The sequence below is a fragment of the Pseudomonas fluorescens genome (assembly GCF_002837185.1).
GTDB lineage: Bacteria > Pseudomonadota > Gammaproteobacteria > Pseudomonadales > Pseudomonadaceae > Aquipseudomonas > Aquipseudomonas fluorescens_AM.
Map to the genome: position 1 here is coordinate 1 of NZ_KZ478030.1, position 17,221 is coordinate 17,221.

General features: G+C 59.1%; 15 protein-coding genes, 4 tRNA genes and 1 riboswitch. Of the genes, 4 read left to right on the top strand and 15 right to left on the bottom strand.

Annotation, left to right across the window (positions count from 1 at the left end; all coding sequences use genetic code 11):
- Positions 1 to 278: 278 nt before the first annotated feature.
- Positions 279 to 355, bottom strand: a tRNA-Arg gene (locus tag CIB54_RS25450).
- Between the two features lie 321 nt (positions 356 to 676).
- Between CIB54_RS25450 and CIB54_RS25460 the strand changes: the two genes are divergently transcribed.
- From CIB54_RS25460 to CIB54_RS25470, 3 genes are all read left to right on the top strand, one after another.
- Positions 677 to 904: a hypothetical protein gene (locus CIB54_RS25460; protein WP_065950551.1), complete on the top strand. Its 228-nt coding sequence runs from the start codon at positions 677 to 679 to the stop codon at positions 902 to 904.
- A gap of 11 nt (positions 905 to 915) precedes the next feature.
- Entirely contained in the window at positions 916 to 1,095 is a 180-nt protein-coding gene (locus CIB54_RS25465) for a PA3371 family protein (protein WP_065950552.1), read from the top strand.
- Positions 1,096 to 1,497: 402 nt separating this feature from the next.
- A complete protein-coding gene (locus CIB54_RS25470) occupies positions 1,498 to 1,824 on the top strand; it encodes an Arc family DNA-binding protein (protein WP_065950553.1) in 327 nt (108 codons plus the stop codon).
- A gap of 95 nt (positions 1,825 to 1,919) precedes the next feature.
- Here CIB54_RS25470 and mgtE read toward each other — a convergent pair whose 3' ends face one another.
- The 8 genes from mgtE to ltaE form a co-directional block, all read right to left on the bottom strand.
- A complete protein-coding gene (mgtE, locus tag CIB54_RS25475; protein WP_065950554.1) occupies positions 1,920 to 3,362 on the bottom strand; it encodes a magnesium transporter in 1,443 nt (480 codons plus the stop codon).
- A gap of 348 nt (positions 3,363 to 3,710) precedes the next feature.
- Positions 3,711 to 3,787, bottom strand: a tRNA-Arg gene (locus tag CIB54_RS25480).
- A gap of 72 nt (positions 3,788 to 3,859) precedes the next feature.
- A tRNA-Arg gene (locus CIB54_RS25485) sits at positions 3,860 to 3,936 on the bottom strand.
- A gap of 108 nt (positions 3,937 to 4,044) precedes the next feature.
- Positions 4,045 to 4,135, bottom strand: a tRNA-Ser gene (locus tag CIB54_RS25490).
- Between the two features lie 62 nt (positions 4,136 to 4,197).
- Positions 4,198 to 4,386: a carbon storage regulator CsrA gene (gene csrA / locus CIB54_RS25495; RefSeq protein ID WP_003175645.1), complete on the bottom strand. Its 189-nt coding sequence runs from the start codon at positions 4,384 to 4,386 to the stop codon at positions 4,198 to 4,200.
- Positions 4,387 to 4,560: 174 nt separating this feature from the next.
- Positions 4,561 to 5,802, bottom strand: coding sequence for an aspartate kinase (locus CIB54_RS25500; RefSeq protein ID WP_065950555.1), 1,242 nt, complete (start codon positions 5,800 to 5,802; stop codon positions 4,561 to 4,563).
- A gap of 97 nt (positions 5,803 to 5,899) precedes the next feature.
- Complete coding sequence (alaS, locus tag CIB54_RS25505) at positions 5,900 to 8,518, bottom strand: alanine--tRNA ligase (protein ID WP_101221315.1); 2,619 nt, start codon at positions 8,516 to 8,518, stop codon at positions 5,900 to 5,902.
- 146 nt (positions 8,519 to 8,664) lie between these two features.
- Positions 8,665 to 9,669 (bottom strand): low-specificity L-threonine aldolase, encoded by a 1,005-nt coding sequence (ltaE, locus tag CIB54_RS25510; RefSeq protein WP_065950557.1) that lies wholly within the window; start codon positions 9,667 to 9,669, stop codon positions 8,665 to 8,667.
- Between the two features lie 190 nt (positions 9,670 to 9,859).
- Positions 9,860 to 10,029, top strand: a riboswitch (FMN riboswitch).
- A 111-nt stretch (positions 10,030 to 10,140) separates the two neighbouring features.
- On the opposite strand from ltaE, the gene CIB54_RS25515 reads away from it, so the two are divergent.
- Complete coding sequence (locus CIB54_RS25515) at positions 10,141 to 10,650, top strand: 6,7-dimethyl-8-ribityllumazine synthase (protein ID WP_057723717.1); 510 nt, start codon at positions 10,141 to 10,143, stop codon at positions 10,648 to 10,650.
- A gap of 131 nt (positions 10,651 to 10,781) precedes the next feature.
- On the opposite strand, the gene astE is transcribed toward CIB54_RS25515, so the two are convergent.
- From astE to aruF, 6 genes are all read right to left on the bottom strand, one after another.
- Positions 10,782 to 11,786: a succinylglutamate desuccinylase gene (gene astE / locus CIB54_RS25520; protein WP_101221316.1), complete on the bottom strand. Its 1,005-nt coding sequence runs from the start codon at positions 11,784 to 11,786 to the stop codon at positions 10,782 to 10,784.
- An 11-nt stretch (positions 11,787 to 11,797) separates the two neighbouring features.
- Positions 11,798 to 12,085, bottom strand: coding sequence for a hypothetical protein (locus tag CIB54_RS25525; RefSeq protein WP_003175651.1), 288 nt, complete (start codon positions 12,083 to 12,085; stop codon positions 11,798 to 11,800).
- A 26-nt stretch (positions 12,086 to 12,111) separates the two neighbouring features.
- Positions 12,112 to 13,458: an N-succinylarginine dihydrolase gene (astB, locus tag CIB54_RS25530; RefSeq protein WP_101221317.1), complete on the bottom strand. Its 1,347-nt coding sequence runs from the start codon at positions 13,456 to 13,458 to the stop codon at positions 12,112 to 12,114.
- 156 nt (positions 13,459 to 13,614) lie between these two features.
- Positions 13,615 to 15,084 carry a succinylglutamate-semialdehyde dehydrogenase gene (astD, locus tag CIB54_RS25535; RefSeq protein ID WP_198557221.1) on the bottom strand — a complete coding sequence of 490 codons (1,470 nt, stop codon included), beginning with the start codon at positions 15,082 to 15,084 and terminating at the stop codon, positions 13,615 to 13,617.
- On the bottom strand, positions 15,081 to 16,106 hold the full coding sequence (astA, locus tag CIB54_RS25540) for an arginine N-succinyltransferase (RefSeq protein WP_065950561.1): 1,026 nt from the start codon (positions 16,104 to 16,106) through the stop codon (positions 15,081 to 15,083). Before astA ends, astD begins: the two co-directional genes overlap by 4 nt.
- 51 nt (positions 16,107 to 16,157) lie before the next feature.
- Positions 16,158 to 17,177, bottom strand: a complete 1,020-nt coding sequence (gene aruF / locus CIB54_RS25545) for an arginine/ornithine succinyltransferase subunit alpha (protein WP_065950562.1) — start codon at positions 17,175 to 17,177, stop codon at positions 16,158 to 16,160.
- Positions 17,178 to 17,221 lie beyond the last annotated feature (44 nt).

The following is a 17,221-nucleotide window of genomic DNA, read 5'->3' on the forward strand; positions in this document are numbered from 1 at the left end:
CAACTTCAACCACTTGCGCTTGCGATCTCTCGTAAGCGGGAGGCGAATTCTACAGAACTCACCAAGGGCGTCAAGCGCTTAATCCAAAAAAATGGAGATTTCCTTCAAGGTCGCCGCCCTTCTATATAGATGAACAACCAAGGCGTATCAGAAGCGGTAGTTTGCGGACCAACCAGCTGAAGACAACCCCCCGCTTTTCGGGAGAGATCATGGCGAGGCTGAGGGAGCGAGCGAGGGTATTACGTATGGCGAACGCCAATAAGATAAAGCGAAGGAGATGGTGTCCCAGGGCCGGTTCGAACGGCCAACCTTCCCCTTAGGAGGGGGATGCTCTATCCAATTGAGCTACTGGGACAAGTCGCGATCGTCGAGCCAAAGGCTCAGCGACGGACGGCGTGCATGTTAACGGCCACGGTAAAGTTTGTCATGTCATCCGTTGGCTTTTTGATCGTAGGCCAATCCTGCATGCGCATGCGTGTGGCGACACACTACATTCGGGCGCCCTACGCCATCGTGCAGATTGCATCCCAGCAAATTGCCATCATTGCAAATTGCAATGAACCACAACCTCGATTCACCCGCAAGCTATTGTTTATATTGAATTAATGGGTTGGCACGAGAGCTGCAATAGTTCTTCTACAAAACCGATTTTACACAGGCATACGGAGAAGAAATCATGAACAGCGCCCTTTTGCTCGGTCTGAACGCATTGGCACTGGCCGCGCTGGCAACTTTTCACTTCCAGCCTGCCGATTTGCAAGACTCCGCTCAGATCAATCAACCCGTGCCCCACCATCTGCAGCAACGCCCACAGTTGGCAGTGATGACCGCCAATGCCCAATCACCAATTCGCTTGACCCAAGGCACGCAAGCCGCCACCGCATCCGAACACTGGGTATTTTGAGAGCGCTACTCATGTCCAAATCTGCATGGTTATTTCTTTGCCTGACGCTTGTGACAGTCCTCCTGGGCTTGAGTAACGGTATGCAAGAAAACGCAACCCTCGCATTCATCGCCAGCGCTGTGTTCGGCTGCCTGCTGATCGTGTCGCTTGCCGTCGGTCGCCGTATCAAATTCGACCCGGTGTTGCGCTAGCCCTCCTCTCCTCATCTCACCTCAAGCCTCTCCCTACCTTACGTCGCCCCGCGCTAGTAAATCAGCAAACTGCCACTACCCTTATAGATGAGGGCAAAAGGCCATATTACTTCCGGTGTGCGCCCTTCAGTCCGATGCCGGATAAGGTTCGCGTGAGGATCAGGAATGCCCGATCCGCACAAAAACTTTTCCAACCAGTCCGCAAAAACGCAAATCAGTGCTGGCATAAAGCCTGTAGGCGGTTCAATATTTGTCACAGAATTGACGCCAAGGAAATGTCAAATCTGAGGCATGATGCGGCCTCTTTGCAATTCGGGTTGAACTTTGGTCGTGAGCCTTGTCTTAACACTCATCTTGCGGCCAATTCCAGAAACCGCTCCCCTGAACTAACCGGTTAAATATATGCGCCCATTGAAACAGGCAATTTATTCCAGCCGTACGGCTGACAAGTTCGTCGTACGTCTGCCAGACGGAATGCGGGAACGCATTGCCGAGGTGGCTCGCAATCATCATCGCAGCATGAACTCCGAAATCATCGCTCGCTTGGAACAGAGCCTTATTCAGGAGGGTGCCTTGGGTGAAGAGTTAAGCATGCGTCTGGACAGCCCGGAGCTGTCACTGCACGAACGCGAACTGCTGCAGCGTTTTCGTCAGCTTTCCCACCGCCAGCAAAATGCTCTCGTTTCGCTGATCGCGCACGACGTAGAGGCGGCCGCAGAAGTCAATTGATTTACACTTGAAAGCCGAAGCCAGCTATATGCTGGCTTTTTTTTGCGTGGGATTTGTGCAAGGGAAGCGAGGGCAGACTTGCCCTCGCAGGAAGGTCAGAGCAGGAAGATTGTGGCCAAGCCCAGGAAGATGAAAAAGCCCCCACTGTCGGTCATGGCCGTAATCATCACGCTGGCCCCCATGGCAGGGTCACGCCCCAGACGCGCCAAGGTCATGGGGATCAGAACCCCCATCAAGGCAGCCAACAGCAAATTGAGGGTCATGGCGGCGGTCATCACCACGCCCAGCGACCAACTGCCATATAGCAAGTAGGCCACCACCCCTATCACTCCGCCCCATACGAGGCCATTGATAAGGCCTACCGCCAACTCCTTGCGCAGCAGACGCGAAGAATTAGCGGTACTGACCTGGTCCAATGCCATGGCACGTACAATCATAGTGATAGTCTGGTTACCGGAATTGCCGCCGATCCCAGCCACTATCGGCATCAATGCTGCCAAGGCCACCAACTTTTCGATGGAACCTTCAAACAGCCCGATCACGCGGGACGCGATAAACGCGGTAATCAAATTGACCGCCAGCCAGGCCCAACGGTTGTGCAGCGAACGCCAGACTGACGCAAAAATGTCTTCCTCTTCACGCAAACCTGCCATGTTGAGGACTTCGGTTTCACTCTCTTCGCGAATCAAGTCGACGATTTCATCGATTGTCAGACGGCCGATCAGCTTGCCGTTCTTGTCGACCACCGGGGCTGAGATCAAGTCGTAACGCTCAAAAGCCTGGGCTGCGTCGTAGGCATCTTCATCCGGATGAAAGCTCACGGTATCGCTGGCCATCAGGTCAGCAACTTTTTTCTCCGGATCATTTACCAGCAGGCGCTTGATGGGCAATACGCCCTTGAGGATGCCTTCGTAGTCGACCACAAACAGCTTGTCGGTGTGGCCAGGCAGCTCCTTGAGACGACGCAGGTAGCGCAGCACCACTTCCAGGCTGACATCCTCGCGGATGGTGACCATCTCGAAGTCCATCAGCGCGCCGACCTGGTCTTCATCATAAGACAGTGCCGAACGCACACGCTCACGCTGCTGGGTGTCCAATGCCTCCATCAGTTCATGAACGACATCACGCGGCAATTCAGGCGCCAGGTCGGCCAATTCGTCCGCGTCCATCTCCTTGGCCGCAGCCAGGAGCTCATGATCGTCCATGTCGGCAATCAGGGTTTCGCGAACCGAATCGGATACTTCGAGAAGAATGTCGCCGTCGCGATCAGCCTTGACCAACTGCCAGAGCGTCAGTCGATCATCCAGCGGCAAGGCTTCGAGAATATAAGCAACGTCGGCAGAGTGCAGGTCATCGAGCTTGCGTTGCAGCTCAACGAGATTTTGCCGGTGGACCAGGTTTTCGACGCGGTCGTGGTGCGGACCTTCCTGGCGGTGCGTGAGGTCTTCGACCACGCGCTGGCGCTGCAGCAGCTCGATAACTTGAGCCAGACGATCCTGCAGGCTTTCCTGTGTTTTCTTTACTTCTACTTCGGTCATAGGCGAACTCCACTCCCAGCAGCGGGGCGCGCCGGAAGGATCAATCAGTCAATTCATGATTGGTAAAGCGGGGTACTGAGTAACTACTGGGTAAGTCCATGGAGGCATTCCACAAGCCCCGGCGGGGCTGACCGGCGCATGATACACCGACCGACCGCTTTTAACGTCAAAAAACTGGAAAGAACAAGCGCTTGCAAGCCGAAGCTAAGTAATGGCTGCATCTATGAACTGCGACGACGTAGCTGGAAGGGAGAACACATGGGAAATAGAAAAAGGCACACGCCAGGATAAAACCTACACGAACGCCAGACGGCAAAAAGCCCGCACTAGGCGGGCTTTTTGTTTGTATGGTGCACTCGACAGGATTCGAACCTGTGACCGCTCGGTTCGTAGCCGAGTACTCTATCCAGCTGAGCTACGAGTGCAGATTGTGCTTTTTAGACCAGATCACAACTGGTTGAAGCAAGTTACCTGCATTACTGCAAGCAACTCTTAAATGGTGCACTCGACAGGATTCGAACCTGTGACCGCTCGGTTCGTAGCCGAGTACTCTATCCAGCTGAGCTACGAGTGCATTTGTTGCCGCGCATTATAGGCCGTTCAATCTCTATGTAAAGCTATTTTTTCGAGTATTTTCAACAACTTACCGAAAAAACCAGATTGCAACGTACTAAGCAAATAATGGCGGAGAACGGGGGATTCGAACCCCCGACACCCTTTTGAGGTGTACTCCCTTAGCAGGGGAGCGCCTTCGGCCACTCGGCCAGCTCTCCGCAACACGGGGCGTATATTAACCACGTTCCTCCCCGTTTGCAAACATAAAAAACGATAAAAATTAAAGGCTTGGTTCTTCGTCCTTCTCTTTCTTGATCCGCAGGTAGATTTCCTCGCGATGGACCGCTACCTCTTTCGGAGCGTTAACCCCGATACGCACTTGATTGCCTTTGACGCCGAGCACGGTCACGGTGATTTCGCCATCACCGATAATCAGGCTTTCTGCGCAACGACGAGTCAGAATCAACATACCTTTCACCTCACGCAATTCATTTCAGGAACAACAGTCTGCAAAAAAAAGGCATTCGACCTACAACCAGACGGTCGTAGCCCTACCGCCTAAGTATTGTCGAGCCCACGCCAAAGAACATGCGCTCAACAAAAAAATGAAAGGCGCGGTAAGCCGCGCCTTCCTGGCATCGCATCACTCGCCCTGTCGGGCCGGAGCGTCCAGCTCAAAGGCGGTATGCAGCGCGCGCACAGCCAGCTCGAGGTACTTCTCTTCAATCACCACCGAGACTTTGATCTCCGATGTAGAGATCATCTGGATGTTGATGCTTTCCTTGGCCAGCGCTTCAAACATACGGCTGGCAACACCGGCGTGGGAGCGCATGCCCACGCCCACGATCGACACCTTGGCGATCTTGGTATCACCGATCACTTCACGGGCGCCGATCTCCCTCGCAGTGTTCTGCAGGATACGCTCGGCCGCATCGTACTCGTTGCGGTGCACGGTAAAGGTGAAATCGGTGGTGTTATCGTGCGAAACGTTCTGCACGATCATGTCGACTTCGATATTCGCACCGCTGATAGGGCCGAGGATCTTGAAGGCCACACCTGGAGTGTCTGGCACGCCACGGATCGTCAGCTTGGCTTCATCGCGGTTGAAAGCGATGCCGGAAATGATCGGCTGTTCCATGGATTCCTCTTCATCAATAGTAATGAGGGTGCCCGGACCCTCTTTGAAGCTGTGCAATACGCGCAGCGGAACGTTGTACTTGCCGGCGAACTCCACCGCACGGATCTGCAACACCTTGGAACCGAGGCTGGCCATCTCCAGCATCTCTTCAAAGGTGATCTTATCCAGGCGCTGGGCCACGGATACAACGCGCGGATCGGTGGTGTAGACGCCATCCACATCGGTATAAATCTGGCATTCGTCAGCCTTGAGAGCCGCTGCCAGCGCCACGCCCGTGGTGTCCGAACCGCCACGCCCCAGGGTGGTGATGTTGCCCTGCTCGTCCACACCCTGGAAACCGGCTACAACCACCACGCGTCCAGCCTTCAGATCGGCACGAATCTTCTGATCGTCGATCTGCAGGATGCGCGCCTTGGTATGTGCGCTGTCGGTAAGAATGCGCACCTGGCTACCAGTGTAGGACACCGCTGGCACACCGCGTTTGTTCAACGCCATGGCCAGCAGCGCAATGGTCACCTGCTCACCGGTGGACACAATGACATCCAGCTCACGTGGCAGCGGTTGTTGATCACCGCTGATGGCCTTGGCCAGGTCGATCAGGCGATTGGTCTCGCCGCTCATGGCCGACAGCACCACCACCAGGTCGTCACCGGCATCACGGAACTTCTTAACCTTGTCGGCGACCTGCTCGATTCTTTCGACAGAACCGACCGAGGTGCCTCCGAATTTCTGTACGATCAAAGCCATTTCTAAGCCGCCTCAGCCCGTAAAGGGGCGCCCAATAAACGAATCTTCCAGCAACCGAGCGAGCCCACGACTAGACCATGGGCTCATTAACAGCGCCTTAAATACCTGCCTCGACAAACGGCACGGCCAAGGCCAGGGCCGCGTCCAGGGCGCCGGCATCCACACCACCGCCTTGCGCCATGTCCGGACGACCACCGCCCTTGCCGCCCACTGCCGCAGCAGCCTGCTTCATCAAATCACCGGCTTTGAGTTGGCCAGTCAGGTCCTTGGTTACACCGGCAACCAGAACGACCTTATCCTCATGGACACTGCCGAGCAGGATCACTGCGCGGCCGAGCTTGTTCTTCAACTGATCGACCAGGGCCAGCAACGCCTTGCCGTCCTGACCGTCCAGGCGCGCCGCAAGGACTTTTACGTCCTTGACGTCAACCGCCGAGGCCGACAGATCGTCGCCCGCGGCACTGGCTGCCTTGGCCTGCAACTGCTCCAGCTGTTTCTCCAGCGCGCGGTTGCGCTCAAGCACGGCGGACAGCTTGTCGATCAGATTGTCGCGGCTGCCCTTGACCAGGCCGGCCGCCTCCTTGAGTTGTTCTTCGGCGGCATTGAGGTAGGCCAGCGCCGCAGCACCGGTCACCGCCTCGATACGACGCACACCCGAGGCCACACCGCCTTCGCTGATGATTTTCAACAGGCCGATGTCACCGGTGCGATTGGCGTGGATACCGCCACACAGTTCCACCGAGAAACTGCCGCCCATGCTCAATACGCGCACTTCGTCGCCATACTTCTCGCCAAAAAGCGCCATGGCGCCCTTCTTCCTGGCGGTTTCGATATCCGTCTCCTCAGTCTCCACCGGGGAGTTCTTGCGAATTTCAGCGTTGACGATATCTTCAAGCGCTTTGATCTGCTCGGACTTGATCGCCTCAAAATGGCTGAAGTCGAAGCGCAGGCGCTGGCTGTCGACCAACGAGCCCTTCTGCTGGACGTGCTCGCCCAGCACCTGACGCAACGCAGCGTGCAGCAAGTGAGTGGCCGAGTGGTTCAACGCAGTTGCATGGCGTACGTCGGCATCGACCTGGGTATCCACTGGCGCACCGACGGCCAGGTTGCCCAGCACCAACACACCGTGATGCAGAAACGCACCACCGGTCTTGGTGGTGTCGCGCACATCGAAACGACCGGACGTCGAACTGAGGAAACCACAATCACCGATTTGCCCGCCCGACTCGGCATAGAATGGGGTCTGATCCAGCACCACAACCGCTTCATCGCCCTCGCTCAGCACGTCGACTGACTTGCCGTCTTTATAAATGGCAACGATTTTGGCGGAGCCCGCGGTTGCCTTATAGCCGATGAACTCGGTGGGCACATCAACCTTGACCAAGGTGTTGTAGTCCAGGCCAAACGAGCTGGCGGAACGCGCGCGCACGCGCTGGGCCTCCATTTCGCGCTCAAAACCGGCCTCATCGACGGTCAGCTCGCGCTCACGGGCGATGTCGGCGGTCAGGTCCATCGGGAAACCGTAGGTGTCGTAAAGCTTGAACACCACGTCGCCCGGCACGACAGTACCTTTGAGCTCTGCCAGGTCCTGCTCCAGAATTTTCAGGCCGTGCTCCAGGGTCTTGGAGAACTGCTCTTCTTCAGCCTTGAGAACCCGCTCGATGTTGGCTTGTTGCTGCTTGAGTTCCGGGAAAGCGTCGCCCATCTCGGCCACCAGCGCAGCCACAATCTTGTAGAAGAAGCTGCCGCTGGCGCCCAGTTTGTTACCGTGGCGGCAGGCGCGACGGATAATGCGGCGCAGCACATAGCCACGGCCTTCGTTGGACGGCAGCACGCCATCGGCAATCAGGAAACCGCAGGAACGGATGTGGTCCGATACCACTTTGAGCGAAGACTGGCCCTCATTGGCGCAACCAATGGCCGCAGCCGAGGCACTCAACAGGTTGGTAAACAGGTCGATCTCATAGTTGGAATGAACGTGCTGCATGACCGCACTGATCCGCTCCAACCCCATGCCGGTGTCCACCGACGGTGCCGGCAACGGATGCAACACACCGTCGGCGGTGCGGTTGAACTGCATGAACACGTTGTTCCAGATTTCGATGTAGCGGTCGCCGTCTTCATCCGGCGAACCCGGCGGGCCACCCCAGATGTCGGCGCCGTGATCGTAGAAAATCTCGGTGCACGGCCCGCACGGACCGGTATCGCCCATGGTCCAGAAGTTATCGGAGGCATACGGCGCGCCTTTGTTGTCACCGATGCGGATCATGCGTTCGGCGGGCACGCCGATCTGCTGGGTCCAGATGTCGTACGCTTCGTCATCCGTCGCGTAGACGGTGACCCAGAGCTTTTCCTTGGGCAGCTTCAGCACGCCGGTCAGGAAGGTCCAGGCGAAGGTGATCGCATCTTTCTTGAAATAATCGCCAAAGCTGAAGTTACCCAGCATTTCAAAGAAGGTGTGGTGCCGCGCGGTGTAACCGACGTTTTCCAGGTCGCTGTTCTTGCCGCCGGCGCGTACGCACTTCTGACTGCTGGTGGCGCGGGTGTAGGCGCGCTTTTCCTGGCCCAGGAAGCAGTCCTTGAACTGGTTCATCCCCGCGTTAGTGAACAGCAGGGTGGGGTCATTGCCTGGGATCAAGGAGCTTGAGGCTACACGGGTGTGGCCTTGCTCTTCGAAGAAGCGAAGGAAGGCTTCACGGATTTCTGCGCTTTTCATTAGGTTCTTCCACGGAGGCTGCGGCCAAAGGCCAGTGCGCGACATCATCAGACGAAGCGACGGCAAAGGGCCGCATTATATCGGCCCTTTGCCGGTGGTACAGCGTGTTTATGTGATAGAAACAGTCAATTAGACGGCTTGCACTGTCATTTCTGCGAAAATGCGACGAATGTCTGCACGACTTGCTCGATCTGTGCCCGATTGACATCCAGATGCGTGACCATGCGCAGGCGCGGCGCGGCGCTCAACTTGATCCCGCGCTCGGCGGCAAAGCTTTTCAGGGCCTGCGCCCGATCCCCCATCTGCACATAGACCATGTTGGTCTGCACCGGCTCCACCGTATAACCGGCCTGGCGCAACTCATCCCCCAGCCACTGGGCATTGGCGTGGTCGTCGGCCAGGCGCTGCACCTGGTGATCCAAGGCATACAGGCCTGCCGCCGCCAGAGAACCGGCCTGGCGCATGCCGCCGCCGACCATCTTGCGCAGGCGCCGCGCCTTGGCGATCAGCGCTGTGGAACCGCACAGCACCGAGCCGACCGGTGCGCCAAGCCCCTTGGACAGGCACACCGACACCGAATCGAAATGCCCGGCAATTTCACGCGCATCCACACCCAGCTTGACCGCCGCGTTGTAGATCCGCGCGCCGTCCAGATGAAGAGCCAGGCCATGCTCACGGGTAAATGCACGCGCCTTGGCGAGGTACGTCATCGGCAGCACCTTGCCTTGCATGGTGTTTTCCAGTGCCAGCAAGCGGGTACGGGCGAAGTGGAAGTCGTCGGGCTTGATGGCATCGAGCACCTGACTCAGGTCGAGGGAGCCGTCGGCCTGTACCTCCAGCGGCTGCGGCTGGATCGAACCCAGCACGGCCGCCCCGCCCCCTTCGTATTTGTAGGTATGGGCCTGTTGCCCGACGATATATTCCTCGCCGCGCTCACAGTGGGCCATCAACGCCAGCAAGTTGCTCATGGTGCCAGTGGGCACGAACAGCGCGGCGTCGAAACCCAGGCGCCTGGCCAGCTCAGCTTCCAGTTGGTTGACGCTGGGGTCTTCGCCGTAGACGTCATCACCGCTGACGGCGCTGGCCATCGCGTCAAGCATACCGGGGGTGGGTTGGGTCACGGTGTCGCTGCGCAGGTCGATCACGGTCATGAAAGGGGCCTCTAACGGAATGGATAAGTCCTTTTGTGAGTGATTACTGCGGGCAAAGCCACGCAATATCAAGTCCCCACTGCATTCAATCGAATACCAACCAAACAAACCGATATAGCTTATCGATACGGCAACCGTGCAGTTTTAGAAAAACCATGTTAAAAACTCTCCGCCGCCAGGGTTCTGGCGGCAACGTTCTCAGGGCGGGGTGCAATTCCCCACCGGCGGTAATTGCGCGCAATGTGCATAGCCCGCGAGCGCTTGGCGCTTCGAACTGCTCAGGCAGGACGGCGACAAGGTCAGCAGACCCGGTGTGATCCCGGGGCCGACGGTCATAGTCCGGATGAAGAGAGAACGGGATTGGCACCTAAGGGCCGCGCTGACCTCATGCCTGCATGAAACAGTGGTGCATACCCTTAAATCCCATTCGATTCATAACGCCCTGTTTTTTTCTTAAACAGGAGTCAGAACATGCAACCCACCGCAATCGACAGCAAAAGCAAAAACCATCACGGCGAGCGTGTCGCGTTTATCCAGGCCTGCTGGCACAAGGATATTGTCGACCAATCGCGCAAAGGCTTCCTCGCCGAAATGATCGCCCAGGGTTATCAGGAATCGGACATCGATTTCTTCGAAGTCGGCGGCGCCTTCGAGATGCCCCTGCACGCCAAGCTGCTGGCCAAGACCGGCCGTTACGCCGGTATCGTCGCCGCCGCGCTGGTGGTGGATGGCGGGATCTACCGTCATGAATTCGTCGCGCAATCGGTGGTCAGCGGCCTGATGCAGGTGCAGCTGGAAACTGAAGTGCCGGTGTTCTCGGTGTCCCTGACGCCGCACCACTTCCACGGTGGCAGCGAACACACCACGTTCTTCTACGAGCACTTCGTGCACAAAGGTCAGGAAGCTGCGCGTACGTGCGCCGATACGCTGCATAAGGTGCGGGCGATCCGTCGTAGCGAACCGCGGGCTGTAGCGGTCTAAGCAGCAACGCAAAACGAGTGTGGGAGGGGGCTTGCTCCCGATAGCGGTGTGTCAGTCAGCTCATCTGTAGCTGAAGCAACGCAATCGGGGGCAAGCCCCCTCCCACATTTGAAGCCAGTCAGGCCTGAGACCTATGCAAGGCCAGCGTCTGTGGTCGGCACGATGAGAATTCCCGCGCGCAAACCATTCTTCACCTTCGGGTTGGGGAAAATGATGCGCGCACCCTCCTCCTCGATCACCCAGCGGGTTTGGGCCACATCTTCGGCCAGCAGATAGCCCTTTTCCAACGCCGAAAAGTTTTCCACGTCAGCCGGCAAATGCAGCAGGAAAGCATCGCTGTGCTTGATGATTTCGCGTGCAACGGCGAACAGCTTCAAGCCGTCGAGGCTGTCGGACTCAGGCTCGGTGCCTTCGATGATGTGCTTGAGGCGCTGCTCCAGGCGGGAAACATCCACGCCCTGGTTCTGCCCAAACGGCCGCGCCTTGCCCAATTCCAGGGTGAAAGCCTCGGCGTCCAACTGTTCATACGTAAACGCCGTGAACGTGATAGAGGCCTTGTTCTGTAGCAGCACCGCCTCCATTCCGGCGGCGCGCAGGCGCTCCAGTTCACGGCGCGAATGCCGGCGCCCTTCTTTCCACGGATACAGCGCAAATTGCTCGATCTTCGAGCCACGAATCGCGGTGTGCAGGTCGTAATGCAGGCGCGAACGGCCCGCCTGGCTGAAAAAGCTGCGGGCCAACTGTTCAAGTTCGGCGGCGCGCATGGCTTCCGGGCCAATGTTGCTTTCATGACGGCCGTTGAACAGCCGGTTGACGTCCAGTTCAAGGTAACGCTCGCCGCGACGCATGGCCTCGGGGTTGCCGAACAGGAACAGAATACGGGTGCGGGGTTTGATCTCCCCACGGGCGATGCCATGCAACAGGCGGTCGAGCAGTTCGATCGGCGCGGTTTCGTTGCCATGGATGCCGGAGGACAGCAACAGGTCGCCGCCCTTATCCCTGGCCTCGGGCGGACGCACTTCAAGCGCACCCTCGCTGAGCCAGCGCATCTGCACGCCGTCGACAGTCAGTTGAATTTTTTGCGCCGGTTCGCGACCGGCGAGGGTCAGTTCAAGCAGTTTGCCGAGGGCGAGCATAAGCAGCTTCCTTAGTGGTTGCAGCCTGGGCCGTGGACGTGGTCGTCGTCATCACCTTCGACGTCAGCCGGTTCCATTTCCAGTTGCAGGCTCATCAAGTTGGTCGCCAGCGGACGCATCAACAGGTTGGCGTACTCGGCGTCGCCCTCTTCCACATCCACGCCGATCAGCAGTTGGCCACGGCCGTCATGCTGGATCCAGATCTCCTTGCCCTGCCAGACCACGGCAACGCGGGTGCAGGATGTTTCCAGCTGGGTGCCGTCGGTGTCTTCAAGGATCAGCTTCAGGGTGTCGGTCATAAATAAAAGTTCTCAGCCGTAGGGCGTTAATTGATCTGGAAAGGATAAACCGAGCCCAGTTTAAGGATTTGCGTCAGTTCATCCAGTGCCGTCCGGCACTCAAGCAGCAGTTGCGGGTCAGCCAGGTCGGTTTCGCGCAGGCTGTCGCGGTAGTGCTTGTTGACCCATTGGGTCAGGGTGTCGTACAGCGGCGCGGTCATGATAACGCCTGGATTCACCGCCGCCAGTTCGGTTTCGTTCAGCGCCACACGCAAACGCAGGCACGCCGGGCCGCCGCCGTTCTGCATGCTTTGCTTGAGGTCGAACACCTTCACTTCGCGGATCAACCCGCCGCAGGCCGTGAGGTGTTGCAGGTACGCCCAGACGCGCGGATTGGCGCGGCATTCTTCCGGCACGATCAGCAGCATCGAGCCGTCAGGACGAGTCAGCAGTTGGCTGTTGAACAAGTAGGAGCGCACCGCGTCCTCGACGCTGACCTGGGAACGCGGCACACACACGGACTGGAAGTTGCCGCCCAGCTTGCCCAACTTGCCCTGCAGTTCGGCGAGCACCTGTTCGGTGTTGAGGAACGCGTCCTCGTGGTAGAACAGCACCTCGCCGTTGCCGACAGCGATCACGTCGTTGTGGAACACACCGGCATCGATCACCGACGGGTTCTGCTGGGCGTAAACCACGCCGTCATCCTTCAGGCCGTGCAGACGTGCAACCGCCTGGGACGCTTCGAGGGTCTGGCGCGCCGGGTACTTTTGCGGGGCCGGGTAGCGAGCATCGAACGCACTGCGGCCAAACACGAAAAACTCGACGCCGGCCTCACCGTACTCACGGCAAAAGCGCGTGTGATTGGCCGCGCCCTCATCGCCAAACTGCGCCACCGCCGGCAACGCCGCGTGGTGGGCGAAGTGCTTCTGGTCGGCGAACATCGCCCCCAGCACGCGGCTGGTGGTCGGGTGTTCGATGCTGCGGTGGTATTTGCAGTTGAGGTTGGCAGCGGTGAAATGCACGCGGCCATCCGCCGTGTCGGCGCTGGGGCTGACGGTGGCGGCGTTGGCCACCCACATGCTCGACGCCGAACAGCTCGCCACCAATAAAGGCATGGCCTGCCTCGCCGCCTGCTCGATGACCTGAGCGTCGGTGCCGCTGAAACCGAGGTTGCGCAGAGCGGCCACATCCGGACGCTCCTGGGGCGCGAGCACACCTTGCACAAAGCCCATGTCCATCAGCGCTTTCATTTTTTGCAGTCCCTGCAACGCCGCTTCCTTCGGGTTGGAATGCTGCTGGCTGTTGCTCTGGGACGCGACGTTGCCGAAGGACAAGCCGCCGTAGTTATGGGTCGGCCCCACTAGACCGTCAAAATTGACTTCACAGGATTTCATCGGCGAGGCTCCACGAACATCTGTTTTTATAGGCTTCAAATTACTTGAACACACCACAAATCAAGTGTGGGAGGGGGCTTGCCCCCGATAGCGGTCTGTCAGTTGATAAATCAGATGACTGATCCACCGCCATCGGGAGCAAGCCCCCTCCCACATTTAAATCAGCGTAATGCCGGGGGTCAGTGTGGCGGGCACCGCCAACGTCGGGGTCTCCAGCGACGCCACCGGGTACGCACAATAATCCGCCGCGTAATACGCACTGGCGCGATGGTTACCCGAGGCCCCGACCCCGCCAAACGGCGCGGTGCTGGCGGCGCCGGTCAGTTGTTTGTTCCAGTTGACGATGCCGGCGCGGCTTTCCAGCCAGAACTGCTGGTAACGCGCTTGCGAATCCGACAACAAGCCCGCGGCCAGGCCGTACTGGGTGTTGTTGGCCTCGGCAATCGCCGCGGCAAAATCCGCATAGCGAATCACCTGCAACAGCGGGCCGAACAGCTCTTCGTCTTCGCGCTCGGTCACGGCCGTCACGTCGAGGATGCCCGGGGTCAGCAAGGCGGCCTGATCACGGGGTTGCGTCATTTCCAGCAGCGCCACGGCGCCATTGGCCAACATCAGCTCCTGAGCGTCCATCAGTGCTTTGGCGGCTGCCAGGGAAATCACCGAGCCCATGAATGGCGCCGGTTGCTGGTCGAACGCCCCCACTGAAAGGGTCGCGCTGACCGCCACCAGACGTGCCAGCAAGGCATCGCCCCAGGCGCCTTCCGGCACCAGCAAGCGACGGGCGCAGGTGCAGCGCTGGCCGGCGGAGATAAACGCCGACTGGATGATGGTGTACACCGCCGCATCCACATCGGCCACTTCGTCCACCACCAGCGGATTATTGCCGCCCATTTCCAGGGCCAGTATCTTGTCCGGACGCCCGGAAAACTGCTGGTGCAGGTGGTTGCCGGTGCGGCTGGAACCGGTGAAGAACAGACCGTCGATGCCGGGGTTGGCCGCCAACGCGATACCGGTTTCCCGAGCGCCTTGCAGCAGGTTCAATACGCCCGCCGGTAAGCCCGCTTCGACCCAGCACTGCACGGTCAGCTCGGCGACTTTCGGCGTCAGCTCGCTCGGCTTGAACAGCACGGTGTTACCCGCCAGCAGCGCCGGGACAATATGCCCGTTCGGCAAGTGACCGGGAAAGTTGTAGGGGCCGAACACCGCCACCACACCGTGAGGCTTGTGGCGCAGCACAGCGGTGGCGTCGCCCAGGGGGCCGCTCTTCTCGCCGGTACGCTCGCGATAACTTTGCACCGAGATGGCGATCTTGTTGGCCATGCTGGTGACTTCAGTCGCCGATTCCCACAGCGGCTTGCCGGTTTCCTCACCGATGCAGCGGGCGATTTCATCGGCGCGGCTTTTCAGCGCGGCGGCGAAGGTTTCGAGCACACCGATGCGCTCTTCCAACGTCTGCCGAGCCCAGCCTGGAAACGCCTGACGCGCAGCCTGCACCGCGGACTCGACCTGCTCGGCCGTCGCGCCATTGCCGCTCCACAGCACTTGCTGGGTGACCGGGTTACGCGACTCGAACAATTCACCCTGGCCGGCCAGCCAGCTACCTGCGATGTACAACGAATTCATTATTTCGACTCCCGAGCAGCAGACAACGCAACAGCACGCACTTGATCACCGACCACCAACTGGAGGCGCTTGGCGGTCTGAGGATCGACCACCAACGTGCCCGCGGCCAGACGGGCCGGTGCGGCCGTGATGCGACAGTCTTCGCGTTTGCGGTTATGGATCAGGAACGGCGTGGCGTCGTCTCCCGGGGTGCCGATGGCCAGCACCAGCGTCTGGCTGTCGCGCACCGCACGAATCTTGCTGGTTTCACACTCCACCGCCGGGCCTGCGTCGAAAATATCCACATAGCCCTGGTAGCTGAAGCCTTCGCTCTTGAGCATGCTCAGCGCCGGCTCGGTGTCCGGATGCACCTTGCCGATCACGTTGCGCGCGTCTTCGGAGAGAAAGCAGCTGTACAGTGGAAACTTCGGCATCAGCTCGGCGATAAATGCCTTGTTGCCCACGCCGGTGAGGTAGTCGGCCTGGCTGAACTCCATCTTGAAGAAGTGTCGACCCAGGCTTTCCCAGAACGGCGAGCGCCCTGCTTCGTTGGACACGCCACGCATTTCGGCGATGATCTTGTTGCCGAACAGCTGCGCAAACTCTGCGATAAACAGCAGGCGCGCCTTGGCCAGCATGCGGCCGTTGAGGCCGTTGCGGTAATCGGCGTGCAGGAACAACGAACACAGCTCGGAATTGCCGGTGAGGTCGTTGGCCAGGAACAACGTCGGAATTTCGCGGTAGATATTCAACTCCTGAGAGGCGCTGACCGTCAGGCCGACCCGGAAGTTGTACCAGGGCTCGCGCAGGCCGACGGCGCCGGCGATGGCCGAAATCCCCACCACCCGGCCTTCGTCGTTTTCCAGCACGAACAGGTAGTCCGCATCACCGCGCCCGGCTTCGCCGCGAAAGGTTTTCTCAGCCCAGCCCACGCGGTGGGTCAGGCGCTCTTCGTTGGCCGGCAAGGTGGTGAGGCCGGTGCCGGTGCTGCGCGCCAGGTCAATCAGGGCCGGTAAATCGCTGCTGCGTACGGGACGAACGATCATGCTATCTCCTCGAACGGGCCGCTGTGGTCAGCCACCCGCGAAACTCTCTTTTTAAACCGCAACCAGACGCACACTCGCGCCTTCGCCCACGCCCAGGGCTTCGGCTGCCGCCAGGTCCAGGGTCACCGGCTTGCCCGGCGCGTAATCCAGCTCCAGCATCACCGCACGGTAATCCTGCAACTGCGCGTTGCTCACCAGGTACTGGCGACCGACGCCCCTTACCATCTCGCCGATTTTCACCGGTACCACGCGGCTCTGGGCAATCGAGCGAATGCCCGACACCCGTGCGTGCAGCGTCGGGCCGCCGTCGAAGATGTCGATGTAGTGATCCGTCTCGAAGCCTTCGCGCATCAGGATGTCGAAGGTGATCTGCGCTCGCGGGTGCACCTGGCCCATGGCTTCCTGGGCTGCGTCCGGCAGCAGCGGCACATAGATCGGGTAATGCGGCATCAGCTCGGCGAGAAAGGTGCGGCTTTTCAGCCCGCACAGACGCTCGGCGGCGGCGTAATTGAGGTCGAAGAAATTGCGGCCGATGGCATCCCAGAACGGCGAATCACCGTTTTCGTCGCTGTAGCCGACGATCTCGGTCACCACCGAATCGGCAAAGCGTTCGGGGTGGCTGGCGACGAACAACAGGCGGCCCCGGGAATTGAGTTCCGACCACGGCGAACCGACCAGTGCAGGCTTCACGTAGAAACTGGTGAGCAGGCTATTGCCGGTGAGGTCGTGGCACTGGGAAAGCACGTGGATCTTGTTGTGGATCTTCAGCTCGCGGGAGGCGTGCACAAAGGTTTCGTTACGAAAACTGTAGAACGGCTCGGAGTAGCCGGCTGAAGCAACGATGGCCGAGCAGCCGGCGAGCTTGCCGGTGTCGGTGTCTTCGAGCACGAAGAAATAGCTTTCTTCACCATTGAAACTCACTTCGGCCGCGAACGAGGCTTCACTGGCGGCGATCTTGTCGCTCAGGCGTTCCACATCATCCGGCAAGGAAGTGACACCAATCGGGCTGTCCGCAGCCAGACGCTGTACCTCGCCCAGGTCAGCCATTTGCGCGGGGCGCATCACCAGCATGGTGTCACTCCTTAACTCGAAAAACTCATAGAGGGAAAAATACC